Source organism: Yersinia canariae (genome assembly GCF_009831415.1).
In the GTDB taxonomy this organism is placed as follows: domain Bacteria; phylum Pseudomonadota; class Gammaproteobacteria; order Enterobacterales; family Enterobacteriaceae; genus Yersinia; species Yersinia canariae.
This window is the reverse complement of sequence record NZ_CP043727.1, coordinates 4253440-4280422: the sequence shown is the minus strand read 5'-3', so window position 1 is coordinate 4280422 and position 26983 is coordinate 4253440. Positions and strand designations below refer to the sequence as shown.

Below are 26983 nucleotides of genomic sequence, written 5' to 3'. Positions count from 1 at the left end.
TATTTAACAGTTAGTTATTTAACGGTCAGTTACTCAAACAAATTGTGATGCAGAGTCTGCACCACTTTTTCTGCATCATTGCCGGGCACCAGGAAACACAGGTTGTGGCTGCTGGCTCCGTAGCAAATCATGCGAATATTGAATGGGTCTAACACGCCGAAAACTTCTTTGCCCACCCCACAGGCTTGCGACAAGTTGTTACCGATAATAGCGACCAATGCCAGATTTTCTTCTACTTCGACCCGGCACAGGGAGGAAAGCTCGGTCAGTAGCGAGCTGGTCAGCAAGCTGTCGCCGGTCGAGGTCGAGCCGGTGGTATCCAGTGTCAGCGCCACACTCACTTCTGAGGTGGTTATCAAATCCACTGAAATATTGTGGCGCGCCAGAATATTAAAGACTTCCGCCAGAAAACCACGTGCGTGCAGCATGTTCAGGCTATGCAGGGTCAGCAAAGTTTGTTTGCGACGCAGCGCCAAAGCTCTGAATAATGGGGGATTGTAAGTTTCATTGCACACCAGCGTGCCGCCCGCCTCGGGATCTTTGCTCGAGCCGACAAACACCGGAATGTCACTGCGCACTGCTGGCAATAAGGTGGCGGGATGCAGCACTTTGGCACCAAAAGTCGCCATTTCAGCGGCTTCTTCAAAGGCAATTTTATCAATACGTTTTGCACCGGGAACCACGCGCGGGTCAGTGGTATAAATCCCGGGAACGTCCGTCCAGATATCAATGCGGCTGACATTAAGTGCTTCACCCAACAGTGCCGCAGTGTAATCACTACCACCACGGCCAAGTGTGGTGGTGCGTCCTTTACTTTCGCTGCCGATAAAACCTTGCGTCACGATGATGGCATGCTCGATGCGCGGCGCTAACTGGGTTCGAGCCAGTTCAGCCAATGCATGGGTATCTGGCTCGGCTCGGCCAAAGCGATCATTGGTGCGCATGATTTTGCGTACATCAAACCATTCCACCGCCACTTGGCGCTGGCGTAACAGTTCGACAAATAACAATGTCGACATCAACTCGCCGTGGCTGACCAGCTCATCTGTCAATGCTGCCGAGGTCGCCAGACTGGCGGCTTCTGACAGCATGCCAATGTTCTCCAGCATGCGGTCAATTTCTTCACGGATAACAGCCGGATTAGCGAGTTGAGCGAGAATACTGTATTGAATACGGCGTATTTCATCTAAATGAAGGGCGCGTGTTTCCTGTTCGCAACCATCGGCCAGCGCGACCAACAAATTGGTGATACCGGCTGAAGCCGATAAAATCACCAAACGAACATCCGGGTTCGATAAAACGACATCAGCGCTGCGACTCATGGCATCAAAATCTGCCACGCTAGTACCGCCAAATTTGGCGACCACAGTCGGGGAGGGGGCGCTGCGAGTCTGTTGGTTAGCTACTTGAATCATCTAAAAAAACCTCGTGTCAGGGATGCCATCTTGGGTGGTCATCTGTATTAGCCTTGGCACAAGGGAAGAGCGATAAGTCAGGGGGCAGGCGTAGAAATAACACTACGTTACACCCAGAAGCGCTCCACCTTGTTGACCGCCCTACAAGGAACGGCATTGGTGACAACCCAGAGGATTCAGCCCCTGCAGTCGACACGCTGATGGCCGAAATCATCGTGTCTCGGCGTCGCTCCCCCTCGAATGTCTTCAGCGGATCACGGCTCCTCCGACACTTTACCTGGGCGACGCACCTCTTCTGGCTTACACACATGGTGCGTAAGTAGGTCTTTAGGAATAACGGGTTATCGGCTTTCTGTCAACGATATGACCATGAGGTATTTTCATATTTAATAAATCGTCACTTCATATAACTAATTTAACTGGATATCGACTGACAATGCGCCATTTGCCTGATGGGATAGCCTTTGGAGGAGTAGGAAGGGAGGAAAACACGGAGCAGATCAAATGTTGTTTCGAGAGATAATACCTATCGCAAGAAAAGAGATCTCAATCACAGGGTAACAGGATACAATCAATGTATTCGTTTCATTAATCCTTAAGCCTAGAAGAGCGCCGCTATGAAAAATATTAATCCTAGTCAAACCGCTGCCTGGAAAGCGTTACAGCAACACTTTGAACAGATGAAAGACGTCACAATCAGCAGCCTGTTTGCTAAGGACGATCAGCGTTTTAACAAGTTTTCAGCGACTTTTGATGATCAAATGCTGGTGGATTTCTCCAAAAACCGCATTACCAGCGAAACTATGGAAAAACTGCAAGCGCTAGCCAAAGAAACTGATCTGGCAGGGGCGATTAAGTCCATGTTCTCCGGTGAGAAAATCAACCGGACTGAAGACCGCGCGGTGTTGCATGTTGCTCTGCGCAACCGCAGCAATACCCCGATTGTGGTTGATGGCAAAGATGTGATGCCGGAAGTGAACGCGGTACTGGCGAAAATGAAACACTTCTGTGACCGCGTGATTGGCGGTGACTGGAAAGGTTATACCGGCAAAGCAATTACCGATGTAGTCAATATCGGTATCGGTGGTTCAGACCTCGGCCCTTACATGGTGACCGAAGCACTACGTCCATACAAAAATCATCTGAATATGCATTTTGTTTCTAACGTTGATGGCACCCATATTGCTGAAACATTGAAACCGCTGAACCCAGAAACGACATTATTCTTGGTTGCATCAAAAACTTTCACCACGCAAGAAACCATGACCAATGCCCACAGTGCGCGCGACTGGTTCTTGTCTGTCGCGAGTGATCCGGTGCATGTTGCTAAACACTTTGCGGCATTGTCGACCAATGCTAAAGCTGTTAGCGATTTTGGTATTGATACCAACAATATGTTTGAATTTTGGGATTGGGTCGGCGGCCGTTACTCCCTGTGGTCTGCTATCGGCTTATCTATCGCGTTATCAGTGGGCTTCGAGCATTTTGAAGCGTTGCTCAGTGGCGCACACGCCATGGACAAACACTTCGCAGAAACACCGGCGGAGAAGAACCTGCCAATTCTGTTGGCATTGATTGGTATTTGGTATAACGATTTCTTTGGCGCAGAAACCGAAGCTATTCTGCCTTATGATCAATATATGCACCGTTTCCCGGCTTACTTCCAGCAGGGTAATATGGAATCTAACGGTAAATATGTTGACCGTAACGGCAACCCGGTTGATTACCAGACTGGCCCAATTATTTGGGGCGAGCCGGGTACTAACGGCCAACATGCTTTCTATCAGTTGATCCATCAGGGTACTAAATTGGTTCCTTGTGACTTTATCGCGCCAGCTATCAGTCATAACCCCCTGAGTGACCACCACGCGAAGCTGCTGTCTAACTTCTTCGCACAAACGGAAGCACTGGCGTTCGGTAAATCATTGGCAGAAGTTGAAGCTGAATTTGCTGCTGCAGGTAAAACACCTGAGCAAGTGGCCCATGTTGCGCCATTCAAAGTGTTCGAGGGTAACCGCCCAACTAACTCCATCCTGCTGCGCGAAATTACGCCGTTCAGCTTGGGGGCGCTGATTGCGCTGTATGAGCACAAGATCTTCACGCAAGGGATTATCCTGAACATTTACACCTTCGACCAATGGGGTGTAGAGCTGGGCAAACAACTGGCTAACCGTATTTTGCCAGAGCTGGCTGATGACAAAGATGTGACCAGTCATGACAGTTCTACCAATGCGTTGATTAACCGTTTCAAAAGCTGGCGTTAAGCTTAAGGGCTAAGCTCTCTGATCCGTGCTTATTAGCCCCTTACCCAGTAAGGGGCTTTTTTTCGACCGGATCATTTCACCTACTTTCAATAGGAGTATTTATGGCCAAAAATTCGCGCTCACAGTGGATAGCCAAAAATCTACAGCGTTTACTGAATGTGGGGTTGATTGCATTGGCCGCTATTTTGGTGGTCTTTTTGATAAAAGAAACCTTCCATCTTGGCAAGGTACTCTTCGTCAATAATCAGGATACGTCTTCTTACATGCTGATTGAAGGGATTGTGATTTACTTCCTGTACTTCGAGTTTATTGCGTTGATTGTTAAGTACTTTGAGTCCGGCTATCACTTTCCATTGCGCTATTTTATTTATATCGGGATCACTGCGATTATCCGGCTGATCATTGTCGATCATGAAAATCCGATTGATACGCTGATTTATTCCGGCTCCATATTGCTGCTGGTGGTGACGTTGTATCTGGCGAATACCGAGCGGCTAAAAAGAGAATAGCTGTTTACTTGATGCATAAAAATGGCGGCCATGACGGCCGCCCAAGACACAGTACCAGAGGGAAAATACATCAAGTAAAGCAGCGGCATAAATTCAGATAATTGATGATGCTAATCAAAGGGGAAATGTTCCGTTCGGGTCGTAGCAGCGTGAGCTGCCGGAGTGCCCATAGGAACAGTCACCCCTTTAGCACCAATTTAACCTTTCACCCCACCGGCGGTTAACCCACCGACCAGCCAGCGCTGCGCCAGTAAGAAGACGGCGGTGATTGGGATGGCAGAGAGCACGGCGGCAGCGGCAAAATCGCCCCACAGGTAATTTTGCGGATTCAAATATTGCTGCATACCCACCGCCAGGGTGTAACTATTCACATCGCGCAACAGTAATGACGCGACCGGTACTTCAGTGATGGCGGCAATAAACGACAAAATAAATACGACGGCTAAAATGGGCACAGACAGCGGCAATAGCACCAGTCTGAAGGCTTGCCATGGTGTTGCGCCATCCAAGGCGGCAGCTTCTTCCAGTGAATTATCAATGGTTTCGAAATAGCCTTTGATGGTCCAGACGTGCAGGGCAATCCCTCCCATATAAGCAAAAATAACCCCACCATGGGTATTCAGCCCGATAAATGGCAAATATTGCCCCAAGCGGTCAAACAGAGCATATAGCGCGACCAAAGACAGCACTGCTGGGAACATCTGGAAGATCAACATCCCTTTCAGCAGGGTACTTTTGCCACGAAAGCGCATGCGGGCAAAGGCGTAAGCACAAGTGGTAGAAAGTGTGACAATACCAATCGCGGTGATCACGGCAATTTTGATTGAGTTCCATAACCACAACATGACCGGGAATGGCGGTGGTGTCACGCTACCGTCAGCAAGAGTCACACTCATACCCAGTGCTAGTTTCCAATGTTCCCAAGAGATTTGATCCGGGATTAAGCTCCCTGTGGCAAAGTTGCCGGGCCGCAGTGAAATGGTAATCACCATCAGCAGTGGGAACATAATCAGCGCGATAAAGCACAACATGAGAAAATGGGTGCCTAATAGACGCAAACGCTGGGATTTAGGTTGAACCATGGCCATCTGCATCTCCTCCTTAGTCAAAATTCATTTTGCTGGCTTTCAAATTCAGTATCGCGAGTGCGCCTACCAGAATGAAAATCAGTGTTGCGATGGCCGCCGCCAGACCGAAGTCCTGCCCGCCGCCCCCTTCAAAGGCGATACGATAGGTGTAGCTGACCAGTAAGTCGGTGTACCCCGCAGGCGTAGTGGTGCCAATCATGTCTGGGCCACCATTGGTCAGTAACTGAATCAGTACGAAGTTGTTAAAGTTAAAGGCGAAACTGGCAATCATCAGTGGCGTCAATGGCTTAATCAACAAAGGCAAAGTGATGCGGAAGAAATTCTGGAACGGGCCTGCGCCGTCCATTGCCGATGCCTCATACAAATCATCAGGAATTGCTTTCAACAGCCCCATACACAAAATCATCATGTAAGGGTAACCCAGCCAAGTATTGACGATCAGTATCATGCTTTTCGCGGTGATAGGGTCGCTAAACCAGGCCGGTTTAATACCAAATAAGTGGTTCAGCATCAGGTTGATTTCACCAAAGCTTTGGTTAAATAACCCTTTGAAAATCAATATCGAGATAAACGCTGGCACGGCATAGGGCAGGATTAGCAGCACCCGATAGACGGCTTTGCCTTTCAGGGAATCCCATTGCACGACGCAGGCCAGAACCATACCGACCGCCACTGTCAGCACGACAGTCAGCAGTGAGAAAATAATGGTCCAGATAAATATTGAGATGAAAGGCTTCTGAATGCCCTCGTCATGCAGCACCCGCAGGAAGTTTTTCCAGCCGATAGTGACAGTAAAACCGGGGCTGAGTTTTTCACCTTCCCATTGCCCGTCGGCATTGATGGCCTGATAGAAACCGACCTCCGGATTTGGCCGATAGGTCACACCCGTTTGTTGATTAATCAGTTCTTTACCATCAGCACCTAGCTTATAAAGCGGGCTGGTACCCGAAAATTGGCGCAGTGAGCTCATGCGCAGTTCACCGCCACCTGGCAAAATCGCCACCAATCCACTCAGCGCCTGACGATTTTGGGTAATAATACGCAAGGAAGCGCGCTCGGTGGTTTGTTCGGCACTGGCTGGCGTAACCTGTATTTTTTGCTCACCGGTGGCATTCAAGCTGAATGGCGCTGAAATCAGGACAGTATTGTCATCTGGATTCGTCAGCTGCAATCGCCATTGGTCACTGCTTGGATAAAGACCAAAGGTATAGGTTTTGCCGGTCTGGAACTGCCGGTCCATTAACACGAACTGGGCGCGTTCAAATGTTAACTGGTTGGTACTGCTGTAGTTGGTGAAGGCAATGGCGATGGTGCAAATCAGTGGGAACAGAACAAACAGCCCCATCCCGGCAACACCCGGGTAAACATAGCGCCAGGCATAAGCGCGGCGATTGGCGAAAACATACAGCCCCAGACTCACCAGAATCAGCGTCACAATGGCAAAAAGATATTCACCTTGAGCATACATCAACACGATCAAATAGCAGGTGAATAGACTTAATGTGCCGATAATCAGCCATTTAAGGACATCACTTTGCCACCAGGCGGTTTTCTTTTTACGGCTTTGATACTCGGTGTGGGATAACTGCATAATGGTCCCTTTCATACTCTTCGTACTTGAAGTTACAGCGGTGTTAGCTGCTCTCACTCACCCGAATCACTGACTTATGTAAGCTCATCGGGATTTGTTCATTGGCTGCCTTGCTGAACGTCAATGACTTTGCACATCGTGACAGCATGACAACTGAAAACTGGGTCGGGGCACGGCGAACCGCGCCCCTTTGCAGGTGAAACTATTATTTGACGATACGTGCCGCTGCATCGTTAAGGGCAGCTTCCACAGTTTGACGCCCACTGATGGCGTTTAACACCGCACTGCGAGTTGCGTACCAGAAGGCGGCCATTTGCGGGATATTCGGCATGATTTCGCCTTTGGTGGCGTTATCCATCGTCGCCGCAATCCGCGGGTCTTTTGACAGTTGCTCTTGGTATGATTTCAGTGCAACAGCTCCCAGTGGCTTATCTTTATTGACTTCAGCCAGGCCTTGGTCAGTGATGAGGTAGTTTTCCAGGAATTCAGTCGCCAGTTCTTTATTCGGGCTGGCGGCGTTAATACCGGCAGTCAGAACACCCACGAACGGCTTGGAAGGTTGGCCATGGAAGGTTGGCAGCAACGTCACGCCGTAATTGATTTTACTCTTATCAATATTTGACCATGCCCATGGGCCATTGATGGTCATCGCGGTTTCGCCTTTGTTAAAGGCCGCTTCTGCGATGGAGTAATCAGTATCAGCATTGATGTGCTTGTTTTTCACCAGATCGACAATAAATTGCAGACCCGCTTTCGCCCCGGCATTGTTCACGCCGACGTTTTTGACATCATAAACGCCGTTTTCAGATTTGAAAGCATAACCGCCGTCAGCGGCGATAAGTGGCCAAGTGAAGTAGGGTTCTTGTAGATTCCACATGATGGCGCTCTTGCCATTTGCACGCAGCGCGGTATCCAGTGCAGGAATTTCTTCCCAAGTTTTTGGTGCTTCCTTGACTAAATCTTTGTTGTAAATCAGAGACAAAGCTTCGACTGCGATTGGGTAGCCAATCAACTTGCCATTAAAGCGTACGGCATCCCATGTGAAGGGGAACAGTTTGTCTTGGAAAGCTTTAGACGGGTGCAACTCTGCCAGTAAGCCGGATTGCGCGTAGCCACCAAAGCGGTCATGTGCCCAGAAGATAATGTCCGGGCCGTCGCCGGTCGCCGCCACTTGTGGGAATTTTTCTTCCAGTTTATCTGGATGCTCAATAGTGACTTTGATGCCGGTATCTTTCTCGAATTTTTTACCGACTTCTGCTAACCCGTTATAACCTTTATCGCCATTGATCCAGATAACCAGTTTACCTTCTTCAATTTTGGCAAAAGCAGAGGAAGAGAGCACCAGCGTAGTTAACGCTGAAAGAGCCAAAACACGTGCGGTCTTACCAATGCCGGATTTTGTGAAGCTGCGAGTCATAATCCAATCCTTTTATCCAATTTTGTGGGTATCGACTTTCTTGTGAGTCATTACATGCATTTATTACAGAGACTAATACATTACGCTGACATATTGAGTCACAACTAGATACACCATCATCCTCCCCCCCTCTACGCCCCCCGACGAGTTATTGTGACCTACTTAACACTGCGGCCTATTCTGTGGTGTCAGACACAATAATGTAGGTCGAAATTTGCTTAGCAGATCACATATTTGTATTTGTGATGGAACTTCTGATCGCGGTGGTCGTTCCCTCATCCTCCCATCTCCTCCCCCATGAAAAACTTCATTACGGATGATTACCAAATAGTGGCACTCCCGCATTATCGCCGTCATTGAAAAGCGGTGCCGTCATCGAAACAGCGTCAACACCCTTGAAACTCAGCACCTTTGAAATGCGGTTACCAACGAAATGTGGTTGTTCGGTTAATTATTACCCAGGCAGATCAGGACGTTGAAGCGTTAATCAACGTGCAGCCCTATACTCAGGCCGCGACGTCGTCCGGGGCAACCTTGCTAAGGCATGGCGGAACGGCGCGCAGCAAGAGAGTCATCAGGGGACTGGGAGTAATGCGATGGGTCATGCCGGAATTTGCTTCCGCCATTTTTCTTCAGTCAGGTTCATATGAAAAGTTGTTTGCGTAAGCAAAGGAGTAACAGATGGCTAATGTAACGCTGAGTGGCGTTTATAAGGCCTTTGGTGAGGCTGTGATTTCCAGAGACATCAATTTGGAAATCGATGACGGTGAGTTTGTGGTTTTTGTTGGGCCATCGGGCTGTGGAAAGTCAACGCTGCTGCGGATGATTGCCGGCCTTGAGGACATTACCTCGGGCGAGTTGTTGATTGGTGGTAAGCGGATGAATGAAGTGCCGCCGTCTGAGCGCGGCATTGGCATGGTGTTTCAGTCATATGCGCTTTATCCCCATTTGTCTGTAGCTGAGAACATGTCTTTCGGCCTGAAGTTGGCTGGTGTGAAGAAAGCGGAAATTAACCAGCGGGTGAATCAGGTAGCTGAAGTGCTGCAACTGGCTCACTTGTTGGAGCGTCGGCCTAAGGCTTTGTCAGGTGGTCAGCGTCAGCGTGTTGCGATCGGCCGGACCTTGGTCGCAGAGCCGGATGTTTTCCTGCTCGACGAACCGCTTTCCAACTTGGATGCCGCACTGCGGGTTCAGATGCGCATTGAGATATCACGCCTGCATAAGCGCCTGCAACGCACCATGATTTACGTCACCCATGACCAGGTCGAAGCCATGACACTGGCGGACAAAATTGTGGTGCTGGATGCCGGCAATGTGGCGCAAGTCGGTAAGCCGCTTGAGCTGTATCACTACCCAGCCAATCGCTTTGTTGCGGGCTTTATCGGCTCGCCAAAAATGAATTTTTTACCGGTTAAAGTGACCGCCGTTGAACCAAATCAGGTGCAAATAGAGCTGCCCAATCCAAATGGCCAGTTAGTGTGGCTGCCGGTGGAAGGTACTCAGGTTCAGGTCGGTGCAAATATGTCTTTGGGTATTCGCCCGGAACATCTGCTGCCAAGCAGTGCCTCTGAAGTGACGCTGGAAGGCGAGATTCAGGTGGTAGAGCAACTGGGTAATGAGACTCAAATTCACATCCAAATCCCTGCAATACGTCAAAACCTGGTCTACCGCCAGAACGACGTGGTGCTGGTAGAAGAAGGTGCAACATTCGCCATCGGTTTGCCGCCGTATCGCTGTCATCTGTTCCGTGAAGATGGTTCTGCGTGCAAGCGGTTGTACCAAGAGCTGGGCGTCTAGTTACCACGACGCCGGGCTTCGGAAAATGTAAAGCACGCATGCCGACAGGCAAATATAACAGGAGATTACTGATGACTACTCTGCGCAAGTTACCGATAGCACTGGCTGTTGCCGCTGGTGTCCTTTCCACTCAAGCTCTGGCTGTTGATTTCCACGGGTATGCGCGTTCCGGTATCGGCTGGACGGGTAGCGGTGGCGAACAGCAATGTTTCAAAGCCACTGGTGCTCAAAGTAAATACCGTCTGGGTAACGAATGTGAAACTTATGCGGAAATTAAATTAGGCCAGGAGTTGTGGAAAGAAGGTGATAAGAGTTTCTACTTAGATACCAACGTCGCGTATTCCGTTTCACAGCGTGATGACTGGGAATCCACTGATCCGGCTTTCCGTGAAGCCAACGTGCAGGGTAAGAATCTGATCGAAGCATTACCTGGCTCCACCATGTGGGCCGGTAAACGTTTCTACCAACGTCATGACGTCCATATGATTGACTTCTACTACTGGGATATTTCTGGCCCAGGTGCGGGTTTAGAGGCTATTGATCTGGGCTTCGGTAAATTATCTGTGGCAGCAACCCGTAACTCAGAAGCGGGTGGTTCAAGTGCCTGGATTGACAATCAGCGTAAAGATGCCGACAAAACTGTCAACGATGTGTATGACATCCGTTTAGCCGGTTTAGAAACTAACCCAGGCGGCACATTGGAATTTGGTGTGGATTACGGCCGCGCCAACACTCAGGATAGCTACGCGTTAGCACCTAATGCGTCTAAAGATGGCGTGCTGCTGACCGCTGAACACACCCAAAGCATGATGGGCGGCTTTAACAAATTTGTTATTCAGTACGCCACTGACTCCATGACTTCATACAACAGCGGCCATTCACAAGGGACATCTGTAAACAACAACGGTCACATGCTGCGTGTTATCGACCACGGTGCCATTAATCTGGCTGAGAAGTGGGACATGATGTACGTCGGCCTGTATCAGGATACTGACTGGGACAACAACAACGGCACCACTTGGTACAGCGTGGGTGTGCGCCCAATGTACAAATGGACGCCAATCATGAGTACCTTGCTCGAAGCGGGCTACGACAATGTGAAATCACAACGTACCGGTGACCGTAACGGCCAATACAAACTGACATTGGCACAACAATGGCAGGCAGGCGACAGCATCTGGTCACGTCCGGCCATCCGTGTCTTCGCAACTTATGCCAACTGGGATGAGAAGTGGGGCTATAACGATGTTCGCGGCGGCGTGGACAATGGCTTAGCGCAAAATGGCACCATTGGTACCGACAGCCGTGGTAAAAATAATGAAGTGACCTTCGGCGCGCAATTCGAAGCTTGGTGGTAACAGGAGTGATGCAGCCGTCCTTTCGGGCGGCTGTTCTGTTTGTAAAACACAATAAAGTGATAACCCAAAAGATTTCGAGCCGCAGCAGGGCAGTAGCTGAGATGAATAAAGGCAACCAACACTGCTGCGATTTGAAAGATGAAGGGTTATGGATTGGTTAACTTTGCCGACCTTGCCTGTGCACAGTTAGCGCCGACGCTCAATGTATGAGGGTATAACAATGAAGAAGAATCTGCTGACACTTTGTCTGGCATTGGCTCTGGGGGGGATCACACCTCTGGCGGTTCAAGCCGAATCAACGATTTCTCCGGCGAATGTTTCCATCGCGCCGACTATCAGTACCGCGACATTACAACAGTTGCCATGGCAGCCATTAGTGCCGCCGGCGACGCAAGATATCAAACTGACGACCTCCAGCCCGCAAATTTCCCAAGGAAATGTTCAAGGGGCGGTTGCTGCGTTTGCACTCCCTGCGGATCGCGGCTCCATGGAGATTACGCTCAGCAGCTTAGTCACTGATAACCAATTATTTTCCCCTAGCGTATTAGTGTTAGATGAGCAGATGCGCCCGGCGGCTTATTATCCATCCAGCTATTTCACTTATGAAAAAGCGGGAATTATGACCAGTGACCGGTTGCAAGGTGTCATGAAACTGACTCCGGCATTGGGTCAAAAACAAATCTATCTGCTAGTTTACACCACCCGCGATGATCTGGCCAAAACCACCAAATTACTGGATCCGGCCAAAGCCTACGCCATGGGCGTGGGGAATGCGGTGCCGGATATTCCAGACCCGATTGCCAAACATATCCCCACCGGTAATTTGAGAATTAAAGCTACCGCCGAGCAAGGCATGGGCAACGTAATGATTGGTTTGATACAGTCTGCGCCGGTTTCAACGCCAGTGGTGGTGGGCAGCACGGCGCAACCTGCACCTGTTGCGGCACCAGCACCGGTAAAACCAGCAGAGCCAATGCTGAGTGAAACTGAAAACTACTTCAACCAGGCGATTAAAGACGCGGTGAAATCCGGTGATGTCGATAAGGCGCTGAAACTGTTGAACGAAGCGGAACATTTGGGCTCAACTTCAGCCCGAAAAACCTTTATTGGTAGTGTAAAAGGCAAGGGGTAAATCCCGGCACTGCCGAATATGGCTGGATGATTGGTGCGCTTTGGCGCACCTTTTTTCGTTGGGTCTTATCTATGGCGGCTCGATAGAGAGATAAAAGATAAATAAGAATTTACAAGACTGACAATTGAACTGACCTCTGTATTTTGGATGGCATACCGGGAGTGATATCAAACAGCTCCTTCTTGCTCAGCTAGTTAATTAAAGGAACTAATTGATGCTCAAGAAAACTCAGTTTTGTCTATTGGTTGCAGTACTGCCTTGCTCGGCCCCGTTTGCAAAAGAAACCCACTCTTTTGCTCCATCCGCTATCATCACTCAACTTGCTGATTCCCCTGAATTGCCGATAAAAGTAACGGCACGCGATCATCTTTTATTGGAAAAAATGGCAGACAAGCTGCCCAATGTCAGTTCGACCGCTGATCCTGTGTTCGGCCAGGCAATGCGATTAATTGATGACGCCAATGAATGGGAGCAGAAACTGTGGTCTCAACAATTCGCTCAAATCAGTGATGCGCGGGTGGGAAGAATTGTGGATCTTTACCTGCAACTGTATGACGCGCAACATGTTGAATCTGCGGAAAGTTTGGATGATTTACTGCATTTAAGACCGGGGTTAACCACCGAGCAAGGATATCAAAAAGCCCGGATAGCCAGTCTGGAGCGGAGGGTGTTTTTTTAAGTTGTTCCAAAAAGGCCTGACTCTGTCCACAGACGAAGAGCTCACCCCGCTCGCCGCCCTGAACCTTGTCTGGTGGCTGCATCAAGAGAGTCAGCCCACTCTGGCTGAATTAGCCGCCTCAATTTATCGGCCTGAACATAAAGAAATTCGACTTCAGGCGGCAATACTTTATAACTATTCCCATTATGGGAACCGCTATGGCGACATAGAGGATATCTCTGCTAATGAATTAGCGGGTTGGGGGATGGGCCAACTGGATGCACCGGGGCAGCCGGTTTTGAGCGCCAGTAAGGCGTTAAGAGTTCTTCATGAAGGGATGAATGCCCCTCCCGCGATATTGCAGTCGCCGGCGGCTTATCTTGCCAATGGATTTGCGCCGAAAAATGCCCAAGGGAGCTATCTGACGGACCAATTGCCCGAGATGATTTTGCAAGGATGCAACTTGGTTGGTTTTGATACGTGTAGCCAGCAGGATTTTACTCAATTTCTTGATTTCCAACATCCCATCGGCGGTCTGGCATTTTCGCTAAAAACCACACTCAAGTTACATTATCAATTACAAGGCAAACCCATTGATGAATTGGATGGGAAGGATGCTGAGCAACTGTATGGTTTATTGGTCGAGGAAGAAATACATTTACAACAAACTGGCGGGATGCGCTACAGCCCGACGGTTATCTTATTATCTCATTTCAGCCAGTCTAATGAGGTCGAGCCTCTGACTGTTGAGCAAATGGCCCACGCATTCAAGTATATTGCTGGGGAAATTGGTGCGTCTGATTTACCTGACGCGGCACAAAGTACATTTATTCGACTTCAACAATTAGCTGACAATATTATTGACGGCACAGCTATTGATTTGGAGCAAGCAAGGTTTGTGTCGGACCTCAAAAGTATTGCCCCTTTTTTTGCACTAAACCCACCGCTATACACTCTGGCGCTGCGCGGAGTATATAAAACTGATCAACAAAAAATAGAACGGCAATTAGATTATCTCGACATGCGCTTAGCCTATCGCCACCCTCCCGCCGCGTTTGATGATAATCAGGCGATAAGAGAAATCCTGAGAGAAAAGGGGGTCAAGGACATTAATTTACCTCGGAAATATACCTATCGGCAGGATCTCCAGCATGGCTATGCTCAGAAAGAGTTTGATTCACCTTTTGACGAATTTAAACGGCGGCGAAATTCCAGCAACCACTTTGTCGCCTATATGTCGATACCCGGCAATAACGGCAGGATGATTAATGTTTTTGACACGCTGGATGCGAAAAAAGCTGAATATTATGCTCGAATCAAAGGTCATCCGGCACTTCGAGCGCAGGCCATTGAAGCATTAATTGATAGTGGAGAGCGGCCAGAGAGCAGTCGGTTACAACATAAAATCAATACTCTTGCTGAGGCCTATCAGCCGGAATCTGAGAATACACGTTTTTGGGGCAATGCCTGGAAATCCTTGGAAAATCATTGGGTTTGTAAAGTGCCGCTACCGAATCCGATGTGTACTATTGCCCGAGTTGAAGGGCCGCGCTACCGCAATGATAAAGAGGGTATCGCCGCAGGAATGACGGCTATGATGATGGAGGCTGGCCAGCTTAGGGGCATGGAAAGGGGAGTGAAAATGCTAGAGAATTCCCCGCAAGCTGTTGATTCTACGCTATCTCCCAGTGTGTTGGCGGGAGGAGATGAGGTTATTGCGAATGAAACCCCGAAAGTCGCGCAGCATGAGACTGAAACTGAAATAAACCCACCCGAAGAGGCCCGTGAGCCGATTCGGCAGGCGATACAAAACTCGCGTGGAAAACTCATTGAAGTACAGCAAGTTCGGCTTAAAGACCCATCAGTACCCAGTGGGTCACGTGACGTTTGGGTCAGACAAGGTGGCGGCGGTACTTATTGGGCCGTTGATTTAGCCACCGGCCAGGATATGGGCGTTATTTTGAAAGAAGGCCCTGAATTTATCAAACCGGGCCGGTTACCGGGAGGGGCACCTAATCGCTTTACCGAAACTCACTTATTAACTAATGCCGACTTTGATTGGTTGGAGGAGAGCGCATTAAGGCATGCTTGCCAAGGGAAAAACCCTTGTGTTTTAACTTCATCCGGCATATTCACTTACCTGAATACTGGCGAAATAAGTTTAGCGGAGAAATTTTTTGAACCGTTACGTGAAAATGTGGCCGCCTCAACAAGCTCCGGAAAGTTTTTACATGAATTTCTTGAGCAGTTTCAACAAGAAGGTATCGAAATAGAGGTTTCAATATTTCAGAATGACCCCAAAAATTCTCTGAGTTCCTTTAAACAAACCATCCAATCTTTTCCGGAAAGAGTGAATGTTTATCCATTTGATTTAAATGTGATAAAGGCGGAAATTAGTCAGTTGCAACCCGGCGAAAGCATTCTATTTCTCCCTGAAAGAACACATGTTATCACCATTGTGCAAACCGCCAATAAAGAAGGGTTATATGTTTTTGATACAAATTTAAGAAATGCAGAGTGGTTGGAATCAATAGATCCTTGGATAAGAACGGCTTATGAAAGTCTGACTCCTGAACTCATCACTCAGGGAAACAAAAAATACCTTTCAGGGCAAGAGGCAGCAGATTTACTTGAGATGTATTTCAGGCCGTCTAGTCGACGTTTTGACACTGGTGCTGCAATCATCCGTTATAAGGGACTGACTTCCCCAGATTAAGCAATAATAAGAAATCGCGCGATGTGAAGTGACTTTCTTTTGTGATCGTATTAAAAGGCAACCTGATGTCACCGGATACCCAATCTGCGTTACAATGCTTAACTGTTTATTCATTATCAGTCACCAATTGTGGGGATGACTGTTTTATCCTCGGCAGGGAGCGGGCCGTATGTCTACCGGCGATGCATCAATTTTAAAACCTATCAAATGGTGTGCCATTGAGTCGCCAAATATTCCTGCTGATGTCGCTGATTGGCTGATGGAATTGGGATCGATGACCCGGCGTTTTGAGCAACATTGCCAGCAGGTTCATGTTGAACCCCAGCGGGCGTGTTTTATTACGCGTGATGAGTTAGGGGAAGATGCTGAGCATCTGCCGATAAGTCAGCGCTATTGGTTACGCGAAATAGTCTTGTGTGGTGATAATCAACCTTGGCTACTGGGTCGCACGGTTATCCCAGAAGAAACGCTGTCTGGCCCTGATAAGGCGCTGGTGGATTTGGGAACATTACCCCTTGGACGCTATTTATTTGGTGGCAACAATTTAACCCGGGATTATATTCAAGTTGGGCGACAGGATGAACTTTGGGCGCGCCGCTCGTTGCTGCGCTTGTCAGGTAAGCCTCTGTTATTGACTGAAGTTTTTTTACCGGCCTCGCCGCTTTATGTAATTTAAGGGGGGGGGAGATTTTGGAGAGTGAGAAATTGAAGGGAAGTCATATTCAGAGCAAATGGCGGGTTTATTGCCGTTTGATGCGGGTCGATAAACCCATTGGCTCATTGTTGCTGTTGTGGCCAACACTGTGGGCATTATGGTTGGCAGGGCAAGGTATTCCTGACACCAAAATACTGATTGTTTTTGTCTTGGGTGTCTTTTTCATGCGCGCCGCCGGTTGTGTTGTCAATGATTACGCTGACCGGCGTATTGATGGTTTTGTGAAACGCACGGCTTCACGACCTTTACCCAGTGGCCTCGTCAGTGAGAAAGAAAGCAAAATTCTGTTTATCGTCTTGGTATTGCTCTCGTTTGGGTTGGTATTAACACTCAATAGCATGACCATATGGCTGTCACTGGCGGCGCTGGCATTGGCTTGGGTTTACCCCTTTATGAAGCGGGTAACACATTTGCCGCAGGTGGTGTTGGGCGCGGCGTTTGGCTGGTCAATTCCGATGGGATTTGCCGCCGTGAGTGAAAGCTTACCTTTGGTTTGCTGGTTGTTATTACTCGCCAATATCTGCTGGACGGTAGCTTATGATACCCAATATGCCATGGTTGACCGCGATGATGATCTGAAGATTGGTATTAAGTCGACTGCCATTTTATTTGGCCAGCATGACAAATTGATTATCGGTTTGCTGCAACTGGCGACATTAGTATTAATGGTGGCGATTGGTTGGTTAATGCATTTAGGTGGCGCATTTTATTGGGCAATCCTGCTGGCTGGCGCACTGTTTGTCCACCAACAGAAGATGATTGCCGGACGTGAACGAGACCCCTGTTTTCGCGCATTTTTGAATAATAATTACGTGGGATTGGTGCTGTTCTTAGGAATTTTTATCAGCTATTTGTAATCAACGCACCGCTAGCAAACAGTCAAAAAAATGGCCAGATTCGTCATCCGGCCATTTTATTTATTACTTTTGCTTAGTGCTGCGAGGCATTAATTCTCTTCTTTATCCTCTGCCTCGGGTTCAGGCAGTAGATTATTGGTTTCAGCCGGCATACTGACACTTTCAATCGTCAGCTTCACTTCCGGTGTCATCAACGCACTCAGCATGTTGTAAACTTCCAGCGTATGTTCTTGAATGGCATCACCGCTATCACTGATATAGCCCTCTTCGCGCAATGTGCCCACCAAGGTTGAGAACACAGCTTTATCGAAGAATTCCGGTGCGTTAATCCCATGCAGAACAGACAAGCGCTGCGCCATAATACGGCTCTCTTTCTCCAGCGCCCCCCGGTTGATGCTGGGGTTTGCACTGAGTAACGACAACGTAATGGCATAGCGTTGCAGAGTTTCGCGTACACCGGCGGCCAGTAATTGCAGTGGGCGAATGCGGGCCGGATTCAGCACCAACTCATTCCCTTTATCGCAAATCAACTGCTGGCGAGCCAGTTCATCCACCAATGTATCCAGTGTTTGTGGTAATTGTTCTTTACTGTAATGCAGGAACAATTCGGCTTTCAACATTGGATAAATCATGCCGATTTGGCGCAATAATTCTGCGCGCGTAATACGGCGATGGTACATCACCATACTGGCAATCAATGATGGCAGCATCAGTAAGTGCTGGATATTATTGCGATAATAGGTCATCAGCACGGCTTGTTCCCGTGGCAGAATGATAATGTCACCGATAGTGTCTTTCTCCACCTCAAACTTATTCATATTCAAGGCGTGATTAAGTAACTCTTCCGGCGTTTTGTCCGGCACAGTGACATCTTTCGCATAAGGCACATTGCGCATCAGTTGCAGGTAGCAATCGAGTTGCTCCAGTAACTGCTCGCGGGTTAGTGAGCGCTGACGTGAGGCTAACAATGCGGTGGAACACAGATTCATAGCATTGGCGGCTGCCGCATTGTTAATTCGGACCATAATCTTACCGGCCAAATCATTCACAGCTGGAGTCAACCAACTTGGGCGCTGTGCTTCAATAGGGTCGATAGCATCACGCCACTGCGGCACAGTAGTGTTGAGATAGGTGGTCAACGGGATTGGTTCACCAAAGTTGACATAGCCCTGACCGAGATTGCGCAGCTTGCGCAAACCACGCAGCATCTGCAATAGACTCTCTTTCTCTTTGGTCGCGCCCCGTAACTCTTTGGCGTAAGTTCCTACTTCCATCACATGCTCGTAGCCGATGTAAATGGGCACTAACGTGATTGGGCGTGAGCCGCCGCGCAACATGGCCTGTATTGTCATCGACAGGGTGCCAGTTTTGGGTTCCAGCAGACGGCCAGTTCGTGAGCGCCCGCCTTCAACAAAGTATTCTACTGAATAGCCTCGGGTGAATAATTCACCCAGATATTCACGGAACACTGTTGAGTAGAGTTTGTTGCCTTTAAAGGTCCGGCGGATAAAGAAAGCACCTAAACGGCGGAAAATCGGGCCAGCAGGCCAGAAATTAAGGTTAATACCAGCAGCAATATGCGGCGGTACCAGCCCTTGGTGATAAAGCACATAGGAGAGCAGCAGGTAGTCCATATGGCTGCGATGACAAGGCACATAGACAATTTCATGACCATCCTGCGCCAACTGCCGCACGCGCTCTGCATTATGGACATTAATCCCTTGATACAAGCGGTTCCATGTCCAACTCAACACTCGGTCGGACAGACGCACTGCTTCGTACGAGAAGTCGGCGGCAATTTCTTCCATCAGTGTAATGGCGTTTTGTTGCGCTTTCTCATGGGAGATTTTCTTGGTACGGGCTTCATCTGCGACCGCTTTTTCAATCGCTTTGGATGTTAACAGCTTTTTGAATAGGTCTTGACGGGCCGGCAGACTCGGGCCAACCGCGGCCAGGCGCTGACGTGAGAAGTGCATCCGCGCTACGCGTGCCAGTTTATGGGCGATAGTTTTGTCAGTACCATGCTCACGGGCCATCCGGCGCAGTGATACTGTGGTCGAAAAACGCACAAAGCTATCGCGCCCCAGCCACAATACGGCAAAGAATTTTTCTACGCCGTTTAGTACGCGCAGATGTGGCGTTCCATGGCCTTCACGGCCCGGAGAGCGACCAAACATCACCGAAACCGGCAGCATTTGGATATCCAGCTCCGGGTTATTGCGATGCAGATCCAAATAATCGTGGAATAGCTTTACTGATTCCTGTTTAGGGGCGTAATAGCGAAACACCCGTGGGCCGTTATCGATAAAGACATGGCTGGGAAGTTGCACGCCATCGATTTCCAATGGAATCAATGGGTCGGGCAAATCCTGCGCCTGACACTGCGCTCGCAAAGTCAGCAAATCAGCCTTAGAATTGTAAGGTAAAACGTACAGAATAGGACGAGACGGGTCTAACCCTAACTCAGTCACAGGATCTGCCGGAATAACCTTACTTTTTACCAGCATTTTTAGCGGTAAATTCAGTAACTTGTAATATATTTTACGCCAACCTGACATAACTACATGAAGCCTCTTGTTAGCAATTCGTCGCAAGGATACCAGAAACTGGTTTTGAGATCTGTGGTGATGAGACAACAGAAAGCGGCAAAAATCATCATTAACTTAAGATAAAGGCAATAAAATATGGCAAATCAATCAACAGGATTAACCCGAGTTTATAAAGCAGCCGGTTATTCTGTGAAAGGCTTAGTTGCAGCCTGGAGAAATGAAGCCGCATTTCGCCAAGAATCTGTGGCTGCCATACTCGCTATCATACTGGCCTTCTGGCTGGATGTAGATGCTATCGCGCGCATTTTATTGATCGCGAGCGTGGTGTTAGTGATCATTATTGAAGTCATTAATAGTGCGATTGAAGCTGTGGTGGACCGCATCGGCAGTGAATTCCATGAATTGTCGGGCCGAGCCAAAGATATGGGGTCTGCCGCTGTGTTTTTGGCCATCATGTTGGCGCTCTTTATATGGATAACCGTGCTCTGGCAATATGTCGGTTAAAAATACGGCTAACAACGCTGTTGATGTAAACAGTGATTAATCCCTGTTTTTATTCACTCTTTGGTTCCCAACACCCGCATAGCTGTATATACTCACAGCAAGACTGTATAAACAAACAGGGGGCGGAATGAAAGCACTTACTACCAGGCAGCAAGAGGTTTACGACCTTGTGCGCGATCACTTATCGCAAACAGGTATGCCACCGACCCGTGCCGAAATTGCGCAGCGTCTGGGGTTCCGCTCTCCTAACGCCGCTGAAGAGCATTTAAAAGCACTGGCCCGTAAGGGTGTTATTGAGATTGTCTCCGGCGCGTCCCGTGGCATCCGTCTGTTGATGGAAGAGGAAGACGGCTTACCACTGATTGGCCGAGTCGCGGCAGGTGAGCCACTGTTAGCGCAGCAGCATATCGAAGGGCATTATAAAGTCGACCCTGCCATGTTTAAGCCGAGTGCAGATTTTCTGCTGCGGGTTAATGGGATGTCGATGAGAGATATTGGTATTCTGGATGGTGACTTGTTGGCGGTGCATAAAACTCAGGATGTGCGTAATGGGCAAGTGGTCGTTGCGCGTATTGATGATGAAGTGACGGTAAAACGCCTGAAAAAACAGGGTAATATCGTACAGCTTCTGCCAGAAAACAGTGAGTTCCAGCCAATTGTCGTCGATCTGCGTGAGCAAAATTTCACTATTGAAGGGCTAGCTGTTGGTGTTATCCGCAATGGCGACTGGATCTGATTTTAATGCTACACATATACCCTTCGACAAGAAGGGTATATGACTCTTTTAACCCTCATAATATTTAGCCTATTTAGTTTGAGAGCATTCCGATAATAAGCTATTACCTACTGTTTTAACTGCATATTATTTATTTTTATTTTTAATTTATTGCCCTAATAGCAGTGATTAATATCAATTAGACTTTAATTGTCAGCATCCTCTGCTATAGTTATTCATACGGTAAGCGAAGCAATAATATTTAAATTATGTCTGAGAATGACTAATATAAATAAAATATTTATAAATTGAAATTACTTGCCGTATTAAATTAAACATATCCAAAAACCAAGTTGACGGAGATATTATGAATAAAGATCAAGCCGACGGTAACTGGAAGCAGTTTAAAGGTAAAGTGAAAGAGAAATGGGGTAAGCTGACTGATGATGACCTGACGGTTATTGAAGGTAAGCGTGACCAGCTGGTGGGTAAAATCCAGGAGAAATACGGCTATCAAAAAGAGCAAGCCGAGAAAGAAGTTAAAGCTTGGGAAGACCACAGCAAATATCGCTGGTAGCAGCGTTAAATGGAATTAACCTAATATCGATATAAATTAATCGAACCTTTCAACTTATAGAATGTGAAGTATTAATATACTTTTTCACATGGTTGTTACGATGAAATAAAAGAGAGTGTTAATGATAAAAACATTCTGTTTATTTATAATTTTATATCGATGTGACACATGGATGTGTCGTATTTAATATGCGTTACTTTTTAAGTATTCTAATTTTTCATATCTTCAGACAATGTATAACCCACCGACTTTCTACCGGTAGTCAGATTATTATCCGCCAGAGTTATTTCTTTTTTATTACAATAGAATGGTCATGATCACAATGATCGTGACTTTCACATGCTTCGACCTTCCCGCATTCAGTACATAAACCATGGGCTTCTACCACGCTATGGCGTAGGGTAAAACCAGATTGTTGTGCTAACAGCGCCAGAGCTTCTTCAATGCCGATCGTGGGGCGTTCAGTCACAATCTTGCAGCGATCACAGATAAATAGCGCAGAGGTATGAGTTGGCTCTTCAAAATGATGACACAATACGTAACTATTGGCTGATTCGACGCGGTGAATAAACCCTTGCTCCAGCAAAAAATCTAATGCGCGGTAAACAGTGGGCGGCTTAGCTTGTGGCTCGGAAACTCGGAGCAGGTCCAATAAATCATAAGCACTGATTGCGCCAGGTTGTTCTGCCATTAAGCGTAATACTTCAAGACGCTGCGGTGTCAGCCGGACGTTACGTTGTTGGCACAGACTTTCAGCCTGAGCAAGCAGCTTTTCCAGGTTGGTTGGCTTCATGATTTCATCCCGCAGTATTTGAATGGAACAGATTTTATCATATTAACCTGTTGCTCAATATCCCTTTATTGACATATTCTGAGATTAAACCACTGGCGTCTGTTTTGAGGTTAAATTAATTAAAAGTAAAACTTTCAAGCAGTGTTAATGCCCACGCCAATAAAAAATCAGGATGTATAAATGACTCAAAGTAATGGTATTTTACAATCTACGTTTGTTAGGATATTGTAAAAGGGCTTTTGCTATGGGAAAATAAATAAACTATTTTTTGTAGAGATGAGAATGTCTTCTGATATCACAAAGTACAGGGCGGAGTTAGATGGTTTAAGGGCTGTTGCAGTGATATCCGTGCTTTTATATCACGTTAAATTTTCACTTTTCGGTTATGAGGTATTCAAGGGCGGTTTCCTTGGTGTAGATATGTTTTTTGTATTATCTGGCTACCTGATCACAACAATAATTTTTTCACAAATGAATACTGGTGTTTTTTCTTTAAAAGATTTTTTTATTAGAAGAATAAAAAGAATACTGCCAGCAATGATTATTGTGTTGTTATTATCTTCTGTTTTGGCCTTTTATTTTTTATTGCCTGATAGTCTTGTTGTTTATGTGAAAACATTATTGGCATCTTTGTTCTTTGTGTCTAATTTATATTTTTTTGGTGAGGATACTTATGTATCAGATTCCAGTGAATATAAACCATTGCTGCATACTTGGAGTTTGTCTGTCGAGTGGCAATTTTATCTTATTTTCCCTTTTTTATGCATCTGGTTATTTAAGAGATTTAAAGATAAAAAACTAACTATAATATGTTTCATTTTTTTGCTCTCATTAGTATTGTCTAACATTTTAGCCTACCGCCAGCCCAACTTTGCATTCTATATGTTACCGAGTAGAATGTGGGAACTGATGGCGGGAAGTATTGTTGCTATTATTATTTTAGAAAACAAGCTTAATATTAGTAAGTTTTATTATAAAACACTCCCTATAGTGGGGTTTATCTTAATAATTTTGTCTATTGTATTTATTGATGATGGAATGCTGCATCCATCCGTCATTACATTAATACCTGTGTTAGGGACTTGCCTAATAGTATTATTCTCTCGTGAGAAAGATGCCGCCTCTTATTTTTTATCACTTAAACCAATGATTTTTATCGGGGCGATATCTTATTCTATTTATCTTTGGCATCAACCATTATTTGTTTTTTATAGAATTAAAATAGGCGAAATTAGCACTTTCATATCCATCATATTGATTTTATTATCAATAGCTCTATCCATATTATCTTTTTATGTCATTGAAAAACCATTTAGGAAAAAACAACTCTCCCGCTGGAAATTGATCTCGATGACCGTATCAGCGATAATTTTAATCGTGTTTTCAGTATTTGTATTAGTTAAGAACAGCTCTGCTGATCAGACCGACAGTTTAATGTCTCCTTTAGCCAAAAAAATGTATGAGGATTTTAAAGTCCCTGAGTTTAGGCGTCTAATGGGAAAGACTAAAGATGCAAATTATTTTTCGGGTGAGAAAACAATTGAGTGCATAAATAGAAGTCCCCTGGAAGCATGTAGGTTTGGTGATGAAAGTTGGGTTGTTCTTGGTGACAGTTATGTCGCATCATTTGAATATGCATTACAGAATAAATTAGCAGCAACAGGCCATGGCATCATATCCTTAACATATGAACAATGTTCATTTGTCTCTGAGAAATTATGGTTTGGTACTGCCCCTGAGTGCCCCGGAATTAATCGTCAACGTTGGCAGGTAATTAATAATTTCACAGATAAAAAAACATTCCTAATTGCAGCTAATTATGCTCAGTTTAAAGATGTTAATGTGGTGGAAGAGGGCGGTCAGGAATTGAATGGCAAGCCTGTTGTTGGTAAGGATTTAGTTTGGGAATCTTTTGCTGAGAATATTAACAAGTTACTTTCTTTAGGGCACCGAGTCGTTGTGATATACCCAATACCTAGCATTAGTACTGATGTAAAAATAGAGTATTTTAGATTGCTAAATATGACGAACTCCCATATTAATAAAGTATATGATAAAAGAACAAAAGGTTATTATGCTGCACTCAGCTTGGGTGAAACACTCGATAGCTATCTCACACCAAACCCTAATCTGATTATTATCAAACCGGTTGATAGTTTATGCCGTGATAACCGTTGTTTAATTATTAATAAAGATGGCGGGCTCTACAATAATGGAAACCACTTGTCTAATGCGGGCGCGAGATTAGTTCTTGAGGACGTTTACCAAAAGCTACCGCGATAAGGCCTTATTAAGGTTTTTCAGGACACAGCGCGCCGGTGGCATCGGCGCGAGGGTGTTTTTCTATGCTATAGTAGGTCATGATTTTCCCTTACCCTCTATCAGTATCCATCTATCAGGGACTGTCTAGGGCTGACATAGAACACGACAAAATGACCCAGAATGCACGAAAATAACACATTCACACATTCAGCCGTAACCGCCGCTACAAGCGAATTTAAAGGCAATTATCCCCTACAGCGTTTTTCCGTCGCGCCGATGCTCGATTGGACAGATCGCCATTGCCGTTACTTTCATCGTTTGTTAACCAAACAGACTTTGTTATATACCGAGATGGTCACCACGGGTGCAATTATCCATGGTAAAGGCGACTATCTGGCTTACAGCGAACAAGACCATCCGGTTGCATTACAGCTCGGTGGCAGTGATCCGCATGCTTTAGCTCATTGCGCCAAATTGGCGGAACTTCGCGGCTACAATGAAATAAACCTCAATGTCGGTTGCCCCTCTGATCGGGTGCAAAATGGCCGTTTTGGTGCCTGTTTGATGGCGGAAGCCAGCTTGGTCGCTGATTGTATCAAAGCTATGCGCGATGTGGTTTCTATTCCGGTAACGGTCAAAACCCGTATTGGGATTGACCAGTTGGATAGTTATGAGTTTTTGTGTGAATTCGTGCAAACCGTGGCTGAACAAGGTCAGTGTGATATTTTCACTATTCATGCCCGCAAAGCCTGGCTTTCAGGATTGAGCCCAAAAGAAAACCGCGAAGTCCCCCCGCTGGATTATGAGCGAGTTTATCAGCTAAAACGTGATTTTCCGGCCCTGACTATCGCGATTAATGGGGGTGTAAAAACACTGACCGAAGCTAAAGAACATCTCAAACATGTTGATGGGGTGATGATGGGGCGCGAAGCTTATCAAAACCCGAGTATTTTGACGCAAGTGGATCGCGAACTGTTTGATCCGAATGCGCCAGTGGTCGACAGCGTCAAAGCTATCGAAGCTCTTTATCCTTATATTGAGCAAGAACTGTCGCGCGGTGCTTATTTAGGTCATATAACCCGGCATATTCTGGGTATTTTCCAAGGGATCCCCGGCGCGCGCCAATGGCGTCGTCATCTGAGTGAGAATGCCCACAAACCCGGCGCGGATGTTTCTGTGGTCGAGCAGGCGCTGGCGTTGGTGACCCGTCCTTGAAGTAGCAGGGGGTTAGCTGCGCTAACTTACCCGAATCACTTACTTGAGTAAGTGATTCGGGATGCGCTCACTGGCTGCTGACCTGCAATTCCAATGATTTGGGTATAATAGTGTAGTAAATTAACTAAAAGTTAGTGAGATTGGCCATGTCTGCTGGTTTCCCTGACAAGATTATTTTATCTATAATTAGTAAATTCAATCTGTTAGCTATTTTATTTAAATTGGCACGTTTCTTGTAACACTCTTAATAAACTCTTTGTCTACATCATTGTATTTAATGATGTGATGGCGAGACTTAAACAATTATTAAGGAGCCAGCCATGTTCGAACTTCTCTTTGTTATTGGTTTTTTCATCATGTTGATGGCGACCGGCATCTCCTTGTTGGGCATTTTTGCCGCATTGTTGGTGGCCGCGGCCTTTATGATGCTAGGCGGCTTATTTGTGATGATGATTAAGCTGTTGCCATGGTTGATTTTGGCCGTTGTGGTGGTCTGGATATGGCGCTCAATGCAGAAACCGGCGATTCGACGTTATTAAATTTTTACTTTCTTGCGGGGGCGATCACAGGCTGAAAGTTTAGTGGCGCAAATTGTTAGAAAAACGTGTTTTTTCCTAAATTGGCTTGTTAGGATACTATCCGATACGATTTGGTATCACATTTTCATCCTCTGTTAGAGGAAAATAGCTGTATAAACGGCACGTTCATTTAAGTGAACATAACTCTGACAGAATACTCTGCTGTACCCCTACAAATGTATCAAAGAAACAGTATAATCGGAGCCTCGAATAATAGAGGCTCTGATTATTACTTTTATAGTGTAAGGCGAATGATTAAATATTCATCATTTG

21 protein-coding genes, 1 pseudogene and 1 riboswitch are annotated in these 26983 nt (G+C 46.6%); of the genes and pseudogenes, 16 read left to right on the top strand and 6 right to left on the bottom strand.

The features are described from left to right. Nucleotides 1–29: 29 nt before the first annotated feature. A complete protein-coding gene (gene lysC, locus F0T03_RS19575) occupies nucleotides 30–1415 on the bottom strand; it encodes a lysine-sensitive aspartokinase 3 (RefSeq protein ID WP_145555891.1) in 1386 nt (461 codons plus the stop codon). Between the two features lie 109 nt (nucleotides 1416–1524). After that, a riboswitch (Lysine riboswitch) is annotated at nucleotides 1525–1718 on the bottom strand. Nucleotides 1719–2032: 314 nt separating this feature from the next. Here lysC and pgi point away from each other — a divergent pair. Both pgi and psiE read left to right on the top strand, forming a co-directional pair. Beyond that, nucleotides 2033–3679, top strand: coding sequence for a glucose-6-phosphate isomerase (gene pgi, locus F0T03_RS19570; RefSeq protein WP_159680203.1), 1647 nt, complete (start codon nucleotides 2033–2035; stop codon nucleotides 3677–3679). 101 nt (nucleotides 3680–3780) lie between these two features. Continuing rightward, nucleotides 3781–4188 (top strand): phosphate-starvation-inducible protein PsiE, encoded by a 408-nt coding sequence (psiE, locus tag F0T03_RS19565; RefSeq protein WP_145555893.1) that lies wholly within the window; start codon nucleotides 3781–3783, stop codon nucleotides 4186–4188. A gap of 197 nt (nucleotides 4189–4385) precedes the next feature. Here the strand turns inward: psiE and malG are convergent, their stop codons facing one another. The 3 genes from malG to malE form a co-directional block, all read right to left on the bottom strand. Then, complete coding sequence (gene malG, locus F0T03_RS19560) at nucleotides 4386–5276, bottom strand: maltose ABC transporter permease MalG (RefSeq protein WP_159680200.1); 891 nt, start codon at nucleotides 5274–5276, stop codon at nucleotides 4386–4388. A 13-nt stretch (nucleotides 5277–5289) separates the two neighbouring features. Next, nucleotides 5290–6867 carry a maltose ABC transporter permease MalF gene (gene malF, locus F0T03_RS19555; RefSeq protein WP_145555894.1) on the bottom strand — a complete coding sequence of 526 codons (1578 nt, stop codon included), beginning with the start codon at nucleotides 6865–6867 and terminating at the stop codon, nucleotides 5290–5292. 205 nt (nucleotides 6868–7072) lie between these two features. Beyond that, on the bottom strand, nucleotides 7073–8284 hold the full coding sequence (gene malE, locus F0T03_RS19550) for a maltose/maltodextrin ABC transporter substrate-binding protein MalE (RefSeq protein ID WP_145555895.1): 1212 nt from the start codon (nucleotides 8282–8284) through the stop codon (nucleotides 7073–7075). Nucleotides 8285–8719: 435 nt separating this feature from the next. On the opposite strand from malE, the pseudogene F0T03_RS21570 reads away from it, so the two are divergent. The 8 genes and pseudogenes from F0T03_RS21570 to ubiA all read left to right on the top strand — a co-directional run bounded on the left by F0T03_RS21570 (nucleotide 8720) and on the right by ubiA (nucleotide 17517). Next, nucleotides 8720–8950: pseudogene (locus F0T03_RS21570) on the top strand (hypothetical protein). Nucleotides 8951–8965: 15 nt separating this feature from the next. Further along, complete coding sequence (malK, locus tag F0T03_RS19540; RefSeq protein WP_145555896.1) at nucleotides 8966–10081, top strand: maltose/maltodextrin ABC transporter ATP-binding protein MalK; 1116 nt, start codon at nucleotides 8966–8968, stop codon at nucleotides 10079–10081. A gap of 71 nt (nucleotides 10082–10152) precedes the next feature. Continuing rightward, entirely contained in the window at nucleotides 10153–11439 is a 1287-nt protein-coding gene (locus F0T03_RS19535) for a maltoporin (RefSeq protein ID WP_159680198.1), read from the top strand. 220 nt (nucleotides 11440–11659) lie between these two features. Then, complete coding sequence (malM, locus tag F0T03_RS19530) at nucleotides 11660–12571, top strand: maltose operon protein MalM (protein ID WP_162526988.1); 912 nt, start codon at nucleotides 11660–11662, stop codon at nucleotides 12569–12571. A gap of 214 nt (nucleotides 12572–12785) precedes the next feature. Next, a complete protein-coding gene (locus tag F0T03_RS21965; protein ID WP_425511042.1) occupies nucleotides 12786–13250 on the top strand; it encodes a hypothetical protein in 465 nt (154 codons plus the stop codon). A 1-nt stretch (nucleotide 13251) separates the two neighbouring features. After that, a complete protein-coding gene (locus F0T03_RS19525) occupies nucleotides 13252–15945 on the top strand; it encodes a hypothetical protein (protein WP_425511041.1) in 2694 nt (897 codons plus the stop codon). A 169-nt stretch (nucleotides 15946–16114) separates the two neighbouring features. Then, nucleotides 16115–16621, top strand: coding sequence for a chorismate lyase (gene ubiC / locus F0T03_RS19520; protein ID WP_145555899.1), 507 nt, complete (start codon nucleotides 16115–16117; stop codon nucleotides 16619–16621). A 29-nt stretch (nucleotides 16622–16650) separates the two neighbouring features. After that, nucleotides 16651–17517, top strand: a complete 867-nt coding sequence (gene ubiA, locus F0T03_RS19515; protein ID WP_145555909.1) for a 4-hydroxybenzoate octaprenyltransferase — start codon at nucleotides 16651–16653, stop codon at nucleotides 17515–17517. Between the two features lie 89 nt (nucleotides 17518–17606). On the opposite strand, the gene plsB is transcribed toward ubiA, so the two are convergent. Then, complete coding sequence (gene plsB / locus F0T03_RS19510; protein WP_145555900.1) at nucleotides 17607–20075, bottom strand: glycerol-3-phosphate 1-O-acyltransferase PlsB; 2469 nt, start codon at nucleotides 20073–20075, stop codon at nucleotides 17607–17609. Between the two features lie 126 nt (nucleotides 20076–20201). Between plsB and F0T03_RS19505 the strand changes: the two genes are divergently transcribed. The 3 genes from F0T03_RS19505 to F0T03_RS19495 all read left to right on the top strand — a co-directional run bounded on the left by F0T03_RS19505 (nucleotide 20202) and on the right by F0T03_RS19495 (nucleotide 21862). Next, entirely contained in the window at nucleotides 20202–20570 is a 369-nt protein-coding gene (locus tag F0T03_RS19505) for a diacylglycerol kinase (protein ID WP_159680193.1), read from the top strand. A 127-nt stretch (nucleotides 20571–20697) separates the two neighbouring features. Next, nucleotides 20698–21306 carry a transcriptional repressor LexA gene (lexA, locus tag F0T03_RS19500; RefSeq protein ID WP_145555902.1) on the top strand — a complete coding sequence of 203 codons (609 nt, stop codon included), beginning with the start codon at nucleotides 20698–20700 and terminating at the stop codon, nucleotides 21304–21306. A 346-nt stretch (nucleotides 21307–21652) separates the two neighbouring features. Then, on the top strand, nucleotides 21653–21862 hold the full coding sequence (locus F0T03_RS19495) for a CsbD family protein (protein WP_004391853.1): 210 nt from the start codon (nucleotides 21653–21655) through the stop codon (nucleotides 21860–21862). 283 nt (nucleotides 21863–22145) lie between these two features. On the opposite strand, the gene zur is transcribed toward F0T03_RS19495, so the two are convergent. Continuing rightward, nucleotides 22146–22655 (bottom strand): zinc uptake transcriptional repressor Zur, encoded by a 510-nt coding sequence (gene zur / locus F0T03_RS19490; protein ID WP_159680191.1) that lies wholly within the window; start codon nucleotides 22653–22655, stop codon nucleotides 22146–22148. A gap of 282 nt (nucleotides 22656–22937) precedes the next feature. Here zur and F0T03_RS19485 point away from each other — a divergent pair, with 282 nt between their 5' ends. From F0T03_RS19485 to pspG, 3 genes are all read left to right on the top strand, one after another. Continuing rightward, nucleotides 22938–24938 carry an acyltransferase family protein gene (locus F0T03_RS19485; protein ID WP_159680188.1) on the top strand — a complete coding sequence of 667 codons (2001 nt, stop codon included), beginning with the start codon at nucleotides 22938–22940 and terminating at the stop codon, nucleotides 24936–24938. Between the two features lie 159 nt (nucleotides 24939–25097). Beyond that, a complete protein-coding gene (gene dusA, locus F0T03_RS19480) occupies nucleotides 25098–26132 on the top strand; it encodes a tRNA dihydrouridine(20/20a) synthase DusA (RefSeq protein ID WP_159680185.1) in 1035 nt (344 codons plus the stop codon). 320 nt (nucleotides 26133–26452) lie between these two features. Continuing rightward, the gene (gene pspG / locus F0T03_RS19475) at nucleotides 26453–26671 is read left to right on the top strand and encodes an envelope stress response protein PspG (RefSeq protein ID WP_145555906.1); all 219 of its coding nucleotides are present in this window, start codon (nucleotides 26453–26455) and stop codon (nucleotides 26669–26671) included. The last annotated feature ends 312 nt before the right edge of the window (nucleotides 26672–26983 follow it).